At 38.9% G+C, this 17027-nt stretch carries 8 protein-coding genes and 2 tRNA genes; 1 reads left to right on the top strand and 9 read right to left on the bottom strand.

Annotated elements, in window-relative coordinates:
• Positions 1-2 precede the first annotated feature (2 nt).
• The 9 genes from N5J47_RS06410 to N5J47_RS06370 form a co-directional block, all read right to left on the bottom strand.
• The gene (locus N5J47_RS06410) at positions 3-377 is read right to left on the bottom strand and encodes a hypothetical protein (RefSeq protein ID WP_279960636.1); all 375 of its coding nucleotides are present in this window, start codon (positions 375-377) and stop codon (positions 3-5) included.
• 63 nt (positions 378-440) lie between these two features.
• A complete protein-coding gene (locus N5J47_RS06405) occupies positions 441-860 on the bottom strand; it encodes a hypothetical protein (protein ID WP_279960635.1) in 420 nt (139 codons plus the stop codon).
• 605 nt (positions 861-1465) lie between these two features.
• Complete coding sequence (locus N5J47_RS06400) at positions 1466-2116, bottom strand: hypothetical protein (protein WP_279960274.1); 651 nt, start codon at positions 2114-2116, stop codon at positions 1466-1468.
• Between the two features lie 551 nt (positions 2117-2667).
• Positions 2668-5895 carry a transglutaminase domain-containing protein gene (locus tag N5J47_RS06395; protein ID WP_279960275.1) on the bottom strand — a complete coding sequence of 1076 codons (3228 nt, stop codon included), beginning with the start codon at positions 5893-5895 and terminating at the stop codon, positions 2668-2670.
• Positions 5896-5992: 97 nt separating this feature from the next.
• Complete coding sequence (locus tag N5J47_RS06390; protein WP_279960276.1) at positions 5993-12622, bottom strand: carboxypeptidase regulatory-like domain-containing protein; 6630 nt, start codon at positions 12620-12622, stop codon at positions 5993-5995.
• A gap of 716 nt (positions 12623-13338) precedes the next feature.
• Positions 13339-13412, bottom strand: a tRNA-Trp gene (locus N5J47_RS06385).
• A gap of 67 nt (positions 13413-13479) precedes the next feature.
• Positions 13480-13564 (bottom strand) — tRNA-Leu (locus N5J47_RS06380).
• Between the two features lie 106 nt (positions 13565-13670).
• Positions 13671-14489 carry a protein kinase gene (locus tag N5J47_RS06375; protein WP_279960277.1) on the bottom strand — a complete coding sequence of 273 codons (819 nt, stop codon included), beginning with the start codon at positions 14487-14489 and terminating at the stop codon, positions 13671-13673.
• A complete protein-coding gene (locus tag N5J47_RS06370; RefSeq protein ID WP_267979076.1) occupies positions 14464-15972 on the bottom strand; it encodes a DUF3336 domain-containing protein in 1509 nt (502 codons plus the stop codon). Before N5J47_RS06370 ends, N5J47_RS06375 begins: the two co-directional genes overlap by 26 nt.
• A 177-nt stretch (positions 15973-16149) precedes the next feature.
• On the opposite strand from N5J47_RS06370, the gene N5J47_RS06365 reads away from it, so the two are divergent.
• Positions 16150-17022, top strand: coding sequence for an ATP-binding protein (locus tag N5J47_RS06365; protein ID WP_279960279.1), 873 nt, complete (start codon positions 16150-16152; stop codon positions 17020-17022).
• Positions 17023-17027: the final 5 nt, after the last annotated feature.

Here is a 17027-nt window from a genome sequence, read left to right as displayed (position 1 = left end):
CTCTATTTTTGTATATTAAATTCAATAATTAAGCCATTGGAGATAGTTAAACATACTCTATCTCCCAATAATAAATTTTCTGGTTTTTTATGCTTATTTGGGCCTAAGTTAAAACTTGCCAGATTAATATCAGAAGCAAAACTATCACCATCAAAAACAAAAATTCTATAAAATTTACCTCTATGTAAGTTAGTCTCCCTTATCTCTTTAACTCCTTTATAAATACCACACTTTACAATTTTATTAGGATTATTTATAGCATTCTTATATTCAGAATTTGAAAAATTAGAAGCAAAAAACATAAATAAAACAAAAACTAAAACAATAATAACCAACGATAAAAAAGGCCTTTTAAAAATAAAAATCAACAAGTCCATTACAACTCCAAAATACCAAAGCCCACTAAGAATTATAGTGGGCTAAATTTAGACTAATTTTTTTTAGGCTTCACATTGCTTACGAATGCCTGTAATCGCATCTGTTTTAATTGTAGATAACATATAGTTAAGCAATGCTATTGCAATAGCGCTAATAATACGATTCACAACAAAAGCTGCTAGTAATGCACCTCCGACAAATAACATTGCAAAAGAAAGAAGTACTAAAATTAATGAAGTCATGAAAGCAAATGCCACCCATCCCCATTGTTCCTCCCCACACACAGTATATGTTCCTAAAGTATCTGCGCCAATATTTAAAAATTGCCCAAATTTATCCAAAATCTTTGAAGAAAAATCTACAAGTTGGCTCAATGGCGATAGTGCTAGTACATCTATCCATGTAAAAACTGTTGCAGCTTCATCACCAGCTGCTCCTGCTCCCTTTAAAACATCCCCCCCATTTGCCCCACCACTAATCATATAAGCACCGTTACCACTTTTCGGGTCAGTAATAATATAGCCACTACCTTTCCATCCATTAAAGTTAATACTTTTTTCACTTATTGTTACGATTTTACCTGCTACAACTACATTACGAACATCTGCAACAACCTGAATTTATAGTTAACTTGATTAAAAATCATTGTATCTATATATCAATTTTTCCATTACATCCTGTCTTAAATCAGTTTTTAATTTTATAAAAAATTAAAAATCTTTTTTATTTAGTTTTGAATTTAAGTAATCTTTAAAAAAAACACCAACCCAACATAAACATAAAAAACAAAAAACTGTTATTAAAGTGTTAGAAAAAAAAGCAACACCACTCAAAAAAATTCCTAAAAAAATAGAATATAAAGCTAAAAAATCCCGTTTAATAAATAATAAATAATTGAAAATATAAATTTAAAAAAAACTTAAAAGAAAAACTAAAAAATTAAAAATTGAAAAAAATCTAACAAAAACACTTAAACTATTACCATATAGAATTAAAAATGTAGATAACACTAATGTTAAAATAATAAAATTATGTATCATTTAAAATCTCCAATGAGGGGCTTTTCATAAGCCCCTCTATTATTTTGCTAATTAAAACAAATACCTGGTTTTACAGCACTAGCCCCCTGAACCATAAAATAACCACCAATAAGAAGTGCAATTCTAGTCATCCCTTTAGTCCAAGATACTCCTAGTTCATTGGAAATCACACTAACAAAAAATAGAGGAATTGTTATTCCAGCAGCAAAACAATCTGCTATTGAGGTATCATATTCATCATACAGCCACTTATATAATAAATGTATAATAATTATTGATAATAGTACTAAAGCAAGTGCAACCCAAATAGGGAACATTACCGCTCCCATTGAAATAGCGGTTAGAATACCAGCCAAGAGGAAACCATAAAATATGCCAATTAATAAAGTGGGATTAATCATTGTTTCGCCACCATTCAGCCCTCCACTAATCATATAAGCACCACTACCACTATTCGGGTCAGTAATAATATAACCACTACCTTTCCAGCCATTAAAGTTAATACTCTTCTCGCTAGTAGTTACTGTTTTTCCTGCTGAAACCGCATTACGGATATCCGTAATTACTTGGTTCTCATGGTTTAATTGAGGAAGAATAGTATTGACGCTCGATTGATCTATCTGATAAATTTTTTGCCCTTGATCATTGGCTAATTTTAGAATTTTAGTTGTACTAATCCCCTCTATATTCTTTTGCACAATATTTGGATTATAAAAATCATCTCATGAGATTAATTTTCATATAAATTCTAACGTGACCCTTGCAACCAAGTACAAGTAAAGGTTAACAAGTTAGTTTTTTATCATTGTTATTTAAATAAATTAACCTTTAAGTATTTTAACAATAAAAATAAATAAATAAATAAATAAATAAAAAATCAAAATAAAATACTTTAAAATACTAAAATCCTCATACGATTCAATATATCCAAATAAAAAAAGAAAGCACCACCCTCCCCCCAAAAATACAAGAAAATAATATAAGATATCAATTTTTAAGAAATTACCTTTAATATTGAGTTTGTTTTTTAAATTTTCATAAATCATAAATCCACTAGGAATAGTGAAAAACATTACAAGCGATAGAAAAAATTTCTTTAATATAAAATTAGTATCAAAAAAAAATAAAATACAAATCATTATTGATATTAATACAATTATTATTAAAGATAACATTTCAGAGTTTCTCATATTTAATCTCTTTATTTAGGTTTGGTTTACCCCTTAAACAAAGGAGTAAACCAGTTAATTTATATACAATTTGGCCAATCAGTTCCAGGAAAACTCCAAAAAACAAGTGTTCCTGCTATACCTGCCCAAAAAGCTCCTGTTTCTGAAGCTTCTGCTGCTTTTAATTTAGCATACGTTTTTGCACCAATTATTCCCTTTGCTGAAGCTTTCAAAGTTGCTGTCATAACAGATCCCGTAAGAGATAAGCCTGCCCCCAAGCCACCTAAGAAACACGCATCTTCAGCCTCATCCCATACAAATATATAAAGCAATACTGCTAAAGCTACTAACAACAAAAATGCTAATGCTACCCATGGAATAGATATAAAAGTCATAGCCAAACCTATTAATGCTCCTAACATCAATCCTACAAACATCGCCCCTGTTGTGTGTCCACCATCTATACCCCCACTAATCATATAAGCGCCACTACCTGTATTTGGATCGACGATAATATAACCACTACCTTTCCAGCCATTAAAGGTAATACTCTTCTCACTGGTGGTCACCACTTTCCCTACTGCAACTGCATTAGTTATATCTGTAATAACCTGACTTTCATGGTTAAGTTGAGGAAGAATTGCGTTAATATTATTACGATCAATTTGATAAATCTTTTGCCCTTGGTCATTGGCTAGTTTTAAAATCTTGGTTGCACTTACGCCCTCTACATTCTTCTGTGTACTGTTTGGATCATTAAAAAACATCTCAGGAATTTGATTTTCATAAAGACTTTGCCGTGGTCCTTGCTGTTGAGTAAAGGCTAACAAATTTGCTTGTTTATTATCTTTATCAACAATCGTTGCACCGATACGGTCGATATCCATCACCATTCCAGCAAATTTTGCCGTTCTGAGTACTCCCCAACTATATACACCCTGCAAACTTGTTGAGAATGTCCCAAAGCTCATAAAGGAATGATTGATCACTCCTAATTGACGTTCCAAGACTTCATCCTGAGTATCATTTAGACCAAAGTAACTCTGTACCACAGCCTGTAACATTGAGCCTGTGACATCATGTCCATTCAGTGTTTTAATCTGCGCTTCATCTTTAGTTTCAATCTTGGTTTTGGCTGTTTCAAGTTTTGCTTTCAGTCTCTCCATTTGTGGCTTGCCAATCCCCTGCATATTGTAACCAATCGCATGGTATTCACCTGCACTAAACTGTTTGTTTGGTAAACTCCAACTGTTGTTTGGACTCATAAAGCCCATTTTGGCTTGAATGTCTGTGCCTAGGTTATAGCTTGGCAAGGTCTTTAATACTTGTCCATCCAGTGTGATTTCTCCTGTCACCCGAATTGAACTGGATAAGGATTTTGGTAACTTGCTTGGGTCAATGTTGCCACTCGCATCAGGTTTTGGTAAGGCATTCGCTATAGCTTGTGCATCTGCCTCTGTGCTTGGGCGGAATGATAGTGCTAGTGACTTACCACGTAACTGGGTACTTGGAATCTTAAACTGAACTGCATAGCTCCCCATCATTGAAGCATAAGGGTCGGCTGCATCATAGACATTGAGGTGGAAGTAATGACGCATAGTGTCTGGCAAGGTGTGATAGTCACGTACCACTGCAACCACTTGATATGGCAGGACTGGACTCAGCATCTTACTTTTATAAGTCTTGATTTTGCTTGTGCCTAATACATCACCCACTGTTGCCGTTGGGTGTTGTTGTTTGAGGTAGGCTTCAACCTTGTCCTGATAGGCTTTGGTTGCTGTTTCAATATTGGCTGCATTCAGGTTTTGTACACTGCCATTAGCCTCATCAACAGTTGCACCTTGTTGGGCTTTGTTGAGGAAGTCTTCTGCATCAAATGGTACTGCTTTGGCGAGGTCTATACCTTTGGTACGTTCATAGCGTTTATAGCTTGCATCCAGTGGCACCCAGCTATCCTCGATATTCGGGTTGTTTTGTCCATTGGTCTGTACTGCGCCTTTACTTGGAATAAAGTCCAGTTTTGCTTCGACCCACATATGTTCCATACGCAAATGGGTTTCCTTGCCACCACTGGTCATGATCACACTCGGTACACCGCCTTGTCCAATCAGGTTCCCTGCTGCACTGAGATTATTGACGCCTCCCACCCAGTCTTTTGCAACTTCGGCAGGCACATCTATCGTTCCTGATACATAACGGGCTGGAATCCCTGATGCACGTAACAAGGCAATCAATAAACTACTGGTATCGGTGGCATTGCCTCGTTTGGTTTCCAGTGTATAGGCTGAACCCTGTATCGAGCCATAGGTCGGAATAAATTCAATATTGTCATAAACCCATTTATAAATCTGTGCTGGGTTATGTTTTAACTGTGCTGCAAGATCCTTGATCTCTTGGGTGATCTGTACATCTTCATTGGCTGTAAGGTCTTCTGTCTGTGTTGCTACAGGCAGTGAAGCCAGTACAGGCCATTTATTCTGGTCACTCAGCGTCATGCCATTAAAGGCAATTTTTTGCCATTGTCCCACACTGGTGCTGGTCAACACCGTTGGCGTTGCCTGTTGCCAGAGTTGGTCGGGGCTTAAGGTTGAGGCATCCGCCAAGGGTTTGTATTTTGGGTTAATGGTGATTTTATCATTCTTGACCCGATAGTGTTCCAGTGCAGGTGCAAGTTGTTTAAAATCCTGTGCTGTCACTGGAGCTGGAACTTTGCTGTCTGGTCGTCCCCACGGCAGTTCCTTAAAATCACGCTGTAATTTCTTTGGTTCCCATGCTGTCATTTGACTTGAGATTTTGTCCAAAGCTGCATTTCGGCTACTGCTATCCTTGGCTGCTGCCAACTGGTCAAATAAACCATCCATCACTGCTTGGCGTTGTTCAATCAGTTTGGCGGTTTGTTCCTGTCGAGCAATAATGCTACTGGCAACTTTCTTGGTTTTAAACTGCTGTGCTTCCTGTCGGATGTCTGCAACGGCTTTGGCTGTTTCCTGTGCAATATTATTACGTAATTCCAGAATCTGCTTGGTGGTGGTTGCTCTGAGCGTTTCCTGCTGCTGGTTGAGTTTCTGTAATTGTGATGCACTGGTCTTTGCTGTAGGACGTAGATCAGTCAAACGCATCTGCATTTTCTTGACCAACTCTTGCATTTGCTCCAGATCAGACTGACTCACTGAACCCTCAGTACCTGGCTTGACCCGTCCAAAGGCTTCCTGTTCAATCGCAGCCATTGCGGGTACAGACAGTACTCCTGCATGACAAAGTACAATTGTCCCCGCTATACAGCGTTTTAATGTTTTACTAAATTTCATTGTTTCACCAAGTGTTAAAACTTAACTTATCTTCGTATTTAACTTTTTGTTAGCGTGACAGGACGAAATATCCACGCCACACTATCCCCTCTAAAATTTACTGATTGTTTTGATACCACTGGATTTGCAAGGTACGAATCAGTTCATCCAGTTCCTTTCTCGCTGCCTTGGCATCAATGTTATTTAAACGATCCATCGCCCCACCTGCTTCGGCATAGCCCGCAATCGCAAGGTCATGTAAACCCAAAGTGCTGTTAAGTTTGGCAGTTCCCAATAAAGTTTTAATGGCTGTGACTTGGACTAGATCTCCCAAACCGACACGCCATTTACGGATTTCCCCATCCAATAACGCGACTCGCTCATTCACTCCCCGTACAAGGAAACGATATTCCTTACTGTTTAATGCCGTTGTACTGGTATCCGTTCCGTTATAGACCGTGACTTTAATGGCATGTGTTCCAGCATTGGATGGGAGTACAATCGGTAGTGTTAGATTGTCAACCATTGCCGCATTGAGTGAGGTTGTGAATTTCACCTGATTATTGCTCACCGTACCAGCACCCAGCCATTGCGCACCTGTTGGTAGCTGCACCACAATAGTGGCTTGGGCATTCTGGTTACTGTTGAGCTTAACACTTAGATATACAGGCTCTTTCGGTGCATAACTCAGGCGTTTAGTCGCATCCACCTGTTGATAACTGAGGCTTTGTTTAAGCAGGTTTTTCCATGCCTGCTGTTTAGTGGTTGAGGATGAGCCATCAATCATTAGACTTCTAAGTAGGTCAAAGGACATTGCCAATGGTTTACCATCCCCATAGTTGGCAGTCACCATTGCTGGATACTTGGCTTGGCTATTACAGATATAGAATTTTAGATCAACAATGGTTTCGATTGAGGTGATCCAGTCTTTATCAAAGCCTGCACAGTAGCGTCCATCATAATCTGCTGTGACTTTGGCTCTTGAACCCAAATACCATGCCAGCGTGTCGCCTGTTGGCTTGAGTACAGGGAAATTGGTTTCATACACAGGCTGATGTGCTTTCATTTCTGCATTGGAAAGCAGTAGATGCCCACGATAGCGTATATCGGTCAGGTTCAATAATTCATAGTTGGTCCAGTCTAAAATGCCTTTGTCGAATAGAACTGACTCACCATTAAAACTCAGTTCACGCAGTTCATCGTTGGTGCTGATCTGGAATTTCTCAACCGCACCCAAAACCCAGTAGTTGTTATAGCGTCCACTACGCATCAGCTTTTTAAATTCACTTGGGCTATAGGTAATTTTATAATTCAGACCTGTTTCCAGCTTGATCTCGTTCAGATAACGATTAAGTGTGTTTCCACGCTCACTAAAACAAGCGTAATCAAACTTGCCAAATGCCCAATTCAGCACTGATTTATGCCAACCTGCTTCACAACTGTAGTACACCAAAAGCTGGTTATTCACCTGTTTATAGTCTGGTAATTCAACCTCTACAGGAACTTGCGCCAGCTTAAAACTCGCTTGAGCAAGTGGTTTTTCCTCACCTGAACCTGCAATATAGGTTAAAGCTGCGGTAATTCGATCTCCACCTTGTCCCAGCGTTTTCCAACTCAGGCTATGCTGGTAGCTTTGTGCCTGAGCAAGCTGACTGGCTGTTGTACTCAGTGTAGCAATGGCATCAACATCATCATTTTTAAATAAACGAATATTCAGTGGCAGGTTCGACCAGACTTCACTGCCTGTATTCTGGACTTGGAGGTTGAGTAATACAGTATCACCTACTGGGACTTCATTTGGTGTGGCACTTAATGCACCAACCAACCCTAAGCCTGTTTGAGTTGAACTGATGACATTAAAGCTGGTTTGACGTGTATAGCTTTGCTGCCCTGATGTGGTTGTGGTGCGGACGGTATAGTTACCTGCTTTCGCATTGGACAGTTGTAATGGGTACTGTTCCTGTTTCAGGGCATTGGCAGCCAATTGTGCATAGTTTGCTGTCTGGTTAAAGATGACCTGCCCTGTACTGTCCAGAACCTCTGTGACAACGGTTGCGGCTCCGCCCAGGTCATTGCTTGAGGTGTTTTGCAGTTGCATTTCCAGTGTGACCAATCCATTGACTGGATACTGCTGTTTATCTGTCCGTATACGGGTATCGGTTAAACCATTTGCTGCCGCTGCACTTTCTACCGTTAAAGTATTATTGGCTGTGGCAATCACACTGCCTTGTTTGAGCAGATCAGTTTGTACCCTATATTGTCCACTATAGATACCCACCAATGACCAAGGCATTGCCTGACTATGGCTATCATTGTTTTGATTTGCTGCTGCAAGACTCACTTCATAGCTTGGTAAAGTGGCAATGAGGTTATTGGCACTATCATAAATGCTATGGCGAACTGTTGCGCCACTGGCGAAGCTTCCCAAGTTACTGACATTGGCGGTGATCTGTACATTTTCACTGGCTTGGTAATTTGCCTTATCCAGACTGGCAGTTAAACCTAATGACTCATAGCCACCTGTGACACTTAAACGAGCAGTGTTATTGGTTTCAGTATATTCCTGAATCTTGATCGCACTGCTTTGACCTAAATCATTGGCAATGATCACAATCTCACCAAAATCTGTCAGATTACCTGTATAGCTATAGGTCACATCTTCATATTCACCGCCATTCAGTGCTTTGGTGGTGAGCACCGTTCCCAGTAAAGTGCCCTTTTCTCCATTGGCAGCCTGTTGGGCTGTAACACGGTAAAAACTCACTGGCAAGTCTTTAGTAATGCGTTTACCTCCTGCATTACCAATGCGAACAGTAAAGTCTGCTTTATTCAATCCACCTTGGTCATTCACTCGGATATAGGACGCTGTTGGGTCGGCTGCTGCTGTAGCATTCTGGTCAAGTAACAGATTGGCACGATAGGTATTATGTGCTTCCCAGCTATTTACTTCATGGTTCGGAACAGTAAGATCATCGTTGATGTTGGTGACATGGTAGCTATATTGGTTCCAGATATTGCGAGTATTTGCCCAGTCTTTGTTCTTGCCTGAGATCATGCGAATCCCATGACCACTTGATCCTAAAATAATATCAGCATGCCCATCTGCATCTGCATCTACAACAACAGGATACTCATGTGCGGTTGCGGTGCTATTAGGTATCTTGATTCGTTCTACACCAGTTGAAGCATCATAAACACGAATATTTTGCTCATCAAAATGAACTGCTTCTAATTTACCATCATTATCAAAATCGAAAACGGTAGAACCTGTTCCACCAGAACCATCACTAATTGGAGTAGACCAGATAACACTCCCATCTCCCCGAAGAGCAACATAATTATATGTTCTGGCTAGCCCAATATCAGCTATACCATCTCCATCAAAGTCAGCAATAACAGGTGATCCACCCGCACCACTTGGAGCATTATAAGATGCTATTTCAATACCAGTTTTTGCATCAAAAATATAAATCAAGCTTCCATAAACCGCAATGATTTGAGGTTTTGAACTGCCCAAGACATCACCCACAGCCAAAAACTTAAGCATAAGCTGTGTACCTGTTTTTGTTTTAAACCTATATAGCAAATTTCCTTGATGATCACTTACCCCTACCAAACCAATAATTTCTAGATAACCATCGCCATTAATATCTGCTACAGCCTGTGTTTCCCCAGATGTTAAATTACCAACAAGCAACCCTTGCTCATAATTAAAAATTTTATTATTCACTAATATTTCAGGAACTCCATCTCCATCTAGATCTGCAATATTTGGATGATATGCATCAGATGACCATCCACTTGCATTCAAACTAACACTTGGAGTTGAAAATTGTTTCTTGATTTGTCCTTTATTATTATAGATAAGTAAACTATTACTATTTTTAACCACAATTTCAGGAATACCATCTCGATCTAAATCAGCAATAGCAGCTACTTCCTGAGAACCAGAGCCTGCTAAAGTAAACTTTAAAGCCCCTGTTTTTCCATCTATCGCTCGATACTGTCCACCAGATCGATATAAAATAGTGGCAATATCTCCTTTTCCAATTACACCGTCTCCATTGGTATCTTCTAAAGGTGCAACCGTTGGACTAGAGTCAGTAGATGCTGAATGTTTCCATACAATTTCCGCCTCAAGTGTTCCCTGTTGCGGTTTAATTTCTACTGCATCACTGGTCAAACGAATATTGTTGTTTTCATCTCGTTCGGCAACTTGCTTGGTACTATCCACCCATACACCAATTGGTGCATCCCTAAATAAAGACTTACCTTCTATCTGTAAACCGACTTCTACCTCTTCCTGTATTTCCAAACCTTTTGGCAACTTGGTTTTACCAAGTACAACCTCTCCCTCATCAAGGATTCGATTGTTATTAATATCGGCAAAAGCCAGAATTTCAACATCCTGAGTCTTGGTAAATGCTTTATTTCCTACATTCGCAATAGTCGCTTTTAGTACACCTGTTGTTTGTAGACTTTGTTGATCACTGCTTAAACCTACCGTATTCGTTGCCATCACCTTAAGGTCAGGCATACTGGTGTCCGCTGACAGTGGACGTAAACGGATTTCACCTAAATTCGCTATAGTTCCCTCAACATATTGTTTATCAAAAAAGCGAGTTGTACTTAGATGTGGAGTTGAATCTACCTGTATTTTGACTAAATCTGTATTTAAATTTTTTGCACTAAAATTCCCAGATACATCAGTCTTGCCTGTATATAACTGTTGATTATTATCTTGGCGGTAGATAGTAATATTTGCATTTGAAATGGCTTTATTGGTTTGCGAATCAACTACAGTTCCCTTTAATTCATAAGCAAGTAATGTCAGCTTGAGTTGTACTTGTTGGGTTTGATTGGCTGTAAGTGTAAAAATAGCTCCTGTACTATTTTGATAGCTTGGATGCTGTGCTGTTAAACGCCAGCGTCCTGTTGTCAGTTCTGCCAAAAGTTTATTATTGCTTACATCTTCTGGTGGGTTAAAACTTTGACGTTGTATGACCTGATTATTATTATCCAGTTTTTCAGCGATAATAGTTGGATTCTGAATCACAGTACCGTTTGCATTAACAACTGTAATTTCAAACTTGCCTGTGGATAATGCTGGATCAGGTTGATTTGGATTGCCAGGGTCTTGAGCAAAGAGTTGTACTGTGCCGATATTCGTTGTTTGTCCAGCAGGCAGGTTAATATTGACACTTGGCCCCTGATAACCTACTTTTTCAAAGGTCAGGGTAAAACTGCCTGCTGAGGTTTTATCTAAAATAAACTGACCACTCGCATCAGTTTGACCAACAACGACACCATTTTTTAAAATAGATACGCCTGCAAGAACAACTCCACTTCCATCAGTAACCATTCCTGTAACGTTACCAATATAAGCTTGCTCAGATATTAATTGTGGTGAAAAATCAAAGGTGCCACCTGCTGTAGCTGTACCTGAACCGCGAATACCAACATAACCATTTGCCACAACATTCACAGTAAATGCCGCAGGTTGTGCCAAGGTAATCTGATAACGTCCTTCTGCATTGGTTGTAGCAGTCAATGTATTTGTACCACTCACCAATTTAATTTCAGCACCAACTACTGGCTGACCAGTAGTTTTATCAGTTACTTTCCCCTGAACCAATGCGCTTGTAACATTTGCTCTACGTGTGAGTTCAATCTGCCCAAGGTTTAGGCTTTCACCTTGTCTTAACGTCACCTGAAAAGTAAGTGAACCAAAGCCCTCTTTACTCAGCGTAAAACGATAGTCACCCGCTTTCACATCTGTGAAAATGGCACTACCATCTTCTTTAGTTTGTAATGTTAAAGCCGATGCACTATCTGCTGAGCTAGTAATGCTTGCTCTAGAGATATTTGCCTTAGTCTCTGCATCAATCACATTAAAGCTAATGGTTGAAGTAATCGGATTAACTGGCGTTGTCGATTGGGTCTTTAATGAACGTAAAATAATTGAAGTTGTATACACATCCTCATTCCAGCTACCATCCTGTGCTTGCTTTTCCAGTGCTTTGGTTTTAAAGGCAGAACGTGCAGAATGGTCTACAGCTCGATAAGGATGTAAAGCTTCATTTAATAAAGCATCCAGAAAAAGTTGTTCTGAATCATTTGTCCATGTACCTGCACTTAATTGTTTGGATTCCAGATAATTTACCGTTTTTAGTACAACTGCATTATATTGTGGATATACTTTTATATATTCTGTTAATGCTGTGAGAGCATATGCTGTAACGTAGTATTCATCTAAAGAAACAACCTGAAATGCGCCTGTTGCCCTTTGTTGACTTGCCAGATAGTTGATGGCTTTGGAAATCCTAGTTGTATCTGAAGAATTTATCTGTTTAAGCGCAAGAAGCACCCAAGCGGTATCCAAAGGATTACTTTGCCAATCCGATAAGTGTCCAAAACCACCATCTTCATTTTGATAACTTAAGATTTTATTAACAATCTGCTCTGTCGGTTTCTGCTGTAATTTTAATAAGATAATAGCCCGAACCAGAGCTTCTGTACTTTGCTCATCGCTTAATAATTCATCAACATTAATATTATTATTGGTTTGGTTATATAATCCTAAAGTCACTTCTTTTTCATGAATAGCCTGTATTGGCGTGGCTATTTTAGAATTTCCTGTAGATTTTAACCAAGTCACCCCTTGCTGTTCACTTGCAGAAGATACCTGCTGTATTCCTACAGTCAATCCAACACCCAATAACATTTTTTGCCATATTTTTAATGACATATTAACCCCTCAATATTTAAGTTTAGTTTAAGAATAATAATGTATGTTGTTAATTTTATTATATTTTTTAAAAATAAACAACGTTTTAAAAATGATCAAACTTATTGTAAAAAATAGATTAACAATCCAAATAAAATAATTATAAAATCTAAACAAAAAATCAGTTATTAATTTAAGGCTAATCTTTAAATTAAGAGTAAATCACTACACCAATCTCTTACATTTACTTGAATACACTTAAAACTTAACAATATTCCCTACCACACAAAACACAATGGAACCTTGGGTAAAACACATAGAGAATTGAATATAAATAAAAGGCTGACTGGCTATTCAATACAGCTATAAAATAACAATAAAATATTTACTGTGAATCTATAATTTTATTACATCATAAAAATTTAAAGCATTTTTAGTTTGAAGATATTGAATCTATTTTTTTAACTTATAAATGTATTGTTCACTTCACGCTCCAAAGACAATCCATTTAGAAAATAGAAAATGCAGAAGCTTTAAAAAATTACCTTAATTATTTCACCCCTCCTGCATAAAAAGGCAACTTAAAGAAACAGATTTATAAGTTACATACTGCTTCCAATACATGAATTTTCTTACTTTATGAAATAGCAAGCATACTATTCAATCCAAATTTTTATGTAGGACGAAATTTTAGATATAAAAAAACCTGTTATATTTCAACAGGTTTTTTTAATATTTGGCAGAGGATCAAGGACTCGAACCTTGACGAACGGTTTTGGAGACCGTCATGCTACCATTACACCAATCCTCTATAACAGCATGATCAAATCATAACGACTTAACCATAAAAAAAGCAAGTTACCCTTGCTTTTTAAATTTGGTGGGGGCGAAGAGACTCGAACTCTTACACCTTGCGGCGCTGGAACCTAAATCCAGTGCGTCTACCAATTTCGCCACGCCCCCGATGGGTATGCATATTAGTGAGAAATGCCCTTGATGACAAGTGTTTCTGTTAAAAAAACCAATCAAATGAACATATAATATTCAAATCAAGTATTTATGTTTATTTTTACAGCAAAATAGTCGAGTTTAGACAGTCTTTTGCATCTGAAACCCACTTAAAACGCTGTTCAACATGCTTCTGCATCAACCCATTCAGCAATGGAAAAAAGCATTCAAACTGTTTAGGAAGCTGGATTTGCAGTTGTTGGCAATGCAATACCGCCCAATCATGATATGTTTTGGCCTGTAGCCTTGTTTCAGTGAGCCATTCATAGACAATGATACCAAAAGCATATAAATCACTCTGAACTGTTTTCCTTTCTGCATGAAAAAGCTCTGGCGCCATATAGTGCGGTGTGGCAGTTAAATTCTGGGTTGCATAGGGTGATTTAAAGCTCTGCTCAAAATCAATCAGCTTGCAGCTATTTTCATGGCAACGGAAATGTTCAATTTTAAGGTCACCATGCACCCACCCTAGTTGATGCATATTTTCCAGTGTTTCCAATGCCTTTAATATCTGCTCTTGAATTGCTTGTACATCGCTGGGGATACTGGTAAAGAAATCCTCTGTATCCACCAAGATCAGTCCTTGCCCACTGGAAGCAAGTCCGTGAAACGGCGTGTTTTCTTTAAACTGAATGATTTGATGAGGAACAATAAATTGCTTTCTGGATATTGAATTCTGCCGATAAAAATCCAGCTCATTTAGAAAAGCATGTTCTAAGACCTGATGAATATGGGCTTGATGAAATTTAAGCCAATATTTTTGCTGTTCGATCTGGAATGTATATAAACGCCGTCCAAAGGCATAACTTTGGGGTTTGGTTTTTAATGCAAGATCATCCAACCGAAGTTGCGAATCAAAGGTCCACGTAATAAAACTCATTCTGCTGCTTTTCTGCCTGTTTGCGTAATGACGCTAAACAATGTTCAATGGTTTTACCAATACGTGCATGGGTTTCAATAGAGGCGATTTTAGGCCAGGTCGCCCGCTCACCCTCCTGCTGCAAAATCTTAAACAACTTGGGACGAGGGTTTTTGAGCATATAGCCATAGTGGCGCAGCCCATATTTGGCAATAATATTGACATCCCCATAATAGCGCTGTCCTAAAATACCATAACCATGATCCAGAGCACGGCGAATCGGGAAAAATCTTCCCACATAATGACGGGTCAAATCCATCACATCCAGTGCAATGGTTTTACCCTGATGACGGATAATCCGCTCAGGCCAGCTCAACACATCATTACGATAACGCTGCAAGTCACTCTGCATAAATGGAACAATATGCGGATTCACCTGACTGGCAATGGTGTAGTTGATATTATACAACCGCCCCATTTTTTCCTGTGGAAAATCACTACGCATACTGCCATCCACCCATTTGGTGTTTGACATATAGGGTGTATGCTGTCCATCGTAACGTTTGCTGGTCAGATGGACGGGTGGAAACAGAACAGGAACCGCGCAGGAAGCCATCACCGCACTCCAGACCAAGGCATTCGGCGCAGTCAAGGCATTGAGGATACGCGGGTTTTGTGACGCATTGTAAGGCGCAACCGCAATATTGATATGTAGACCAGAGCGCTGATATGCCTCCGCAAAGGTAAGGTCTCCCATATTGTGAATCAGGAATTTTTTAAGGTACATCACATCGGCAATACCGCCATGCCCTTTAATGAGTTCCATCACCTTTCTAAAACGAAATGCTTCATGAAAGAAATGCTTTCCTGTGAGTAGTTCTGGTATTTGATTAGCGGATGAGGTACCTAACATCCCCGTCATGATTGCACCTGCACTTGAACCCGACAGCACTTTCGGTAATAGGTCCTGTTCCAGCAATGCCTTACATACCCCAGTATGAAACAGTCCCAAAGTTGCACCACCAGAAAGCATTAAGGCAGGCTGACCATAGGCTTTCTGACATTCCTCAAAAAACTGGATTTTCTCCTTGAGCTGAAACGTTATACATTCACTGGATGCCAAATACCTTAAACAGTCACTCACCTCATCCACATAATTTTCTATAATTTTTTTGGTGCCGATATACGTTTCAGCAAACAACATGGGATGCCCAATATTGGCAAAATCATAGGTCAGCCCCTCCCTTAACACATAAATCAGGTCAAGGGTACGATGGTGCAGCCGATATCTTTTTAGCAGATTATAGCGTTTGGACAAAATTTCAGCATCAAAATAGGGCGATTCATTGTCATATTTCCATGCTTCTGTGCCTGATTCCTCGTCCAATTTGAGTGCAATTTCTCTCCATTCCTCATAAGAACTGGCATGTTGTAATTGTTCCTGTAACACATCTATTCTATATGTTTGATATGTATTCTTTTTTTCTTGAACTCTATTTAACATTCGTTATCCTGATGTGCATCATATTTTTCTAATCCTGCACTTATACAATGCAAAAACCAGCTGCAACAATCAAGGATAAAATCAACTTATTTCCATATTTTTGATGATATTTCCTTTATTTTAGCTATAGCAGTGATAGTATCCCTATTTATTGATCACTGAGTTTGGTTTGTATTTATGGCTATCCTTGATTTACCCGAATCTATTCTCCAGTCATTATCCAGTGTTTTAACACAGCTCCAGCAAGTCCTCCCTGTTCCAAAACAACCCACTGATTTTTCAGCAATTGCTTTTCGCTGGGAAAATCAGCAACTGGTCGCAATTCAACAACCTAAAAAAATGTATCTGGAAGATTTAAAAGGAATTGAACGCCAAAAAGACAAGATTATCCAAAATACCCTACAGTTTTTAAATGGTTTCCCTGCCAATGACATTTTGCTGACAGGCTCCCGTGGTACAGGCAAATCCTCCATTGTACGCGCCCTGCTCACGGCGTACTCAGCACAGGGTTTACGCCTGATTGAAATTGAGCGTGACGATTTATCAGATTTACCAAAAATTCAAAAACTGATTGCCGAGCGTCCAGAAAAGTTTATTGTCTATTGTGATGACCTGGCCTTTAATGCGGAAGATGAAAATTACCGTAGTTTAAAAAGTGTCTTGGATGGTTCTCTTCAATCTGGTTCGACCAATTTCATTATTTATGCAACCAGTAACCGCCGTCACTTATTGCCTGAATTTATGCACGAAAATACGCCTGTGCGCAAGGTTGATGTTCCGCAATATACCGAGTTGCATCCACAGGAAGCGATTGAAGAAAAAATCTCACTCTCTGATCGTTTTGGACTATGGCTTTCATTTTATCCAATGGATCAACAGCTCTATCTGGACATTGTGGAACATTATATTCGCAAGGCTGATCTGGAATATAATGATACAGTACGGGCTGAGGCACTGAGATGGTGTCAGGCACGTGGGCAGCGTTCAGGCCGTGCGGCATACCAGTTCTCAAAACACTGGATTGGTTCGCAGCAATTAAAAATGGTGTAATTCAC

This window comes from Acinetobacter sp. GD03645 (assembly GCF_029845285.1).
Lineage (GTDB): Bacteria > Pseudomonadota > Gammaproteobacteria > Pseudomonadales > Moraxellaceae > Acinetobacter > Acinetobacter corruptisaponis.
This window is presented reverse-complemented; position numbering and strand designations above follow the sequence as displayed.